This is a genomic window from Parvibaculum sp. (assembly GCF_045863935.1).
In the GTDB taxonomy this organism is placed as follows: domain Bacteria; phylum Pseudomonadota; class Alphaproteobacteria; order Parvibaculales; family Parvibaculaceae; genus Parvibaculum.
In genome coordinates this window covers 2,632-4,705 of sequence record NZ_BTVP01000076.1, presented here as the reverse complement: position 1 = coordinate 4,705, position 2,074 = coordinate 2,632, and the positions used below count along the sequence as shown (strand labels likewise).

Annotated in this window: 2 protein-coding genes and 1 pseudogene; all 3 read left to right on the top strand. The window is 62.4% G+C overall.

The window, feature by feature from the left end; genetic code table 11:
- Positions 1 to 414, top strand: a pseudogene (locus ACKUUH_RS17060) (hypothetical protein); the annotation flags it as partial.
- A gap of 143 nt (positions 415 to 557) precedes the next feature.
- A complete protein-coding gene (locus tag ACKUUH_RS17055) occupies positions 558 to 1,661 on the top strand; it encodes a peptidylprolyl isomerase (protein ID WP_407951089.1) in 1,104 nt (367 codons plus the stop codon).
- A 39-nt stretch (positions 1,662 to 1,700) separates the two neighbouring features.
- The coding region (locus ACKUUH_RS17050; RefSeq protein ID WP_407951088.1) for a hypothetical protein at positions 1,701 to 2,074 on the top strand (374 nt) is incomplete at its 3' end.

Sequence of the window (2,074 nt, the reverse complement as noted above, 5' to 3'; positions counted from 1 at the left end):
GCCGCGGCGATTCAGGACGTCGTGACCGGTGACGGTCGCAAGGTTCACGAGATCGTCGCCGGCGAGGTCGCTCGCTGGGCGTCGGAGTCTGATACCACCGGGCGTCACGGCTATTCGTCGGTCGGGGCTGTCGTTGCCACGCGAAATGCCACGGACGCCGCCCGATTGCGTCAGGCGATGCCGCAGTCCATTTTTCTCGTGCCCGGTTACGGCGCACAGGGCGGCCGCGCCGAGGATTTCCTGCCGTATTTTGACGCGAGCGGCAAGGGCGCGATCATCGCCGCCGGGCGTTCGGTGATATTTGCGTATGCTGATGCCGCGATGCGCGCGGGGTGTTCGGGCGACTGGCAGGCCTGCGTCCGCAAGTCCTGTCAGGACTTCGTCGCCGACATCCGCCGCGCCGCTCGATTGTGATGCGCGGCCTGTCCCGAATCGCTCGATCCGCCGGTTTGACACCCCCGGCCCTGCCACCTAGCATTCACCAACGCCCGCCTGAGATTGCGGGCTCTCACACGGCATGATTCACCCAACAATCACTATCCAAACGAGGTGCTCCAATGACGCGTTGTTTCGTGAAATTCCATGGGTTCGCAGCGATCGTCGCCGCGTTCGCCGCCACGACCGTTCTTGCGGATGACAAGGCCAATATGAGCGACGGAAAACCGAAAATCGCCGATCGAGCTTACGTGCGCATGTCCACCACGATGGGGGACTTCGTCATCGAACTCAATCGAGAAAAAGCCCCGGGCACGGTCGAGAACTTCCTGTCCTACACGAAGGACGGATTCTATGAAGGGACGATGTTCCACCGGATCATCAAGAACTTCATGATTCAGGGCGGCGGCATGGAGCTGGGCTACAAGCAGAAGCCGACCAAGGACAAGATCAAGAACGAGGCGAATAACGGCCTGACCAACGACCGCGGCACGATCTCGATGGCGCGGACGGGCGATCCGCACTCGGCGACGAGCCAGTTCTTCATCAACGTGCAGGACAATGCGATGTTGAACTTCAAGTCGGAGTCGCCGGGCGGATGGGGCTACTGCGTCTTTGGCAAGGTGATCGACGGGATGGACGTGGTGGACAAGATCCGCGATACGCCGGTCGAGATGGACCCGCGCGCCGACGGCCAACAGCCCGCGGCGGCCAAGACGCCGGTCATCATCAAGAAAGTCACCGTATTGGAACAAAGTGAAGTGAAATCTATCATTGAGGCCGAGCAAAAGCGCATGGCCGAGAAAGCAAAGGAGCAGTCCATGCAGGCAGCGAAAGAGCAGGATGCGGCGAAGGCACTCGTACAGTCACGCGGCGGCGACGTCTCCAAGGGCGTCACCACGCCGAGCGGGCTGTGGTATGTGGACGTCACCACCGGCGCCGGCCCGACTTCCACCAAGGTCTCCGACAAGGTGAAGGTGCACTACACCGGCTGGCTGACCAACGGCAGCAAGTTCGACTCGTCGGTCGATCGCGGCCAGCCGATCAGCTTCGGCCTCAATCAGGTCATCGCCGGTTGGACCGAGGGCGTGGGCAGCATGAAGGTCGGCAGCAAGCGGTTGCTCATCATCCCGCCGAATCTGGCCTATGGCGCCGCCGGTCGGCCGGGCATTCCGCCGAACTCGATCCTCGTGTTCGAAGTCGAGTTGCTTGGAATCAACGAATAGTTCGGACGCGGGCCCCGCTATTCGTCGAAGCCCTGCAACATGCCAACCGAACCAAAGACGCCCGACTTCGTCGCCAAGGTGCGCCTCGCGCTGGGGAAGAAGCGTGACTCGGACGCGGCCGCGCTGTTGGTCGAGGGCTTGTCTCATTCGGTGGTGAAGAAGAACACCGATCTGACGCCCTGGCTGAGGTCGCAGTTCGGCGCGGTGGGTGCGAAGCGGCTTCTGACGGCCCTGACACATTTTCCATGTTTTTATTGCAAGCGCGGACTGCTGAAGTGCCCTTCATGCAAGGGTCGCGGGCGCGCCAGCGGCGATTGGCCCTGTGAGCCGTGCGTCGCGTTGGGGATGGCCCGTTGCGACTTCTGCGACGGCTCCGGCTGGGCGACGTACAACTTCGTGCCGGTCGGCCTGCG

Bases quoted from the DNA above. Each gene is read 5' to 3' on its own strand.
- ACKUUH_RS17055 (WP_407951089.1), top strand. From the start codon at position 558: ATGACGCGTTGTTTCGTGAAATTCCATGGGTTCGCAGCGATCGTCGCC.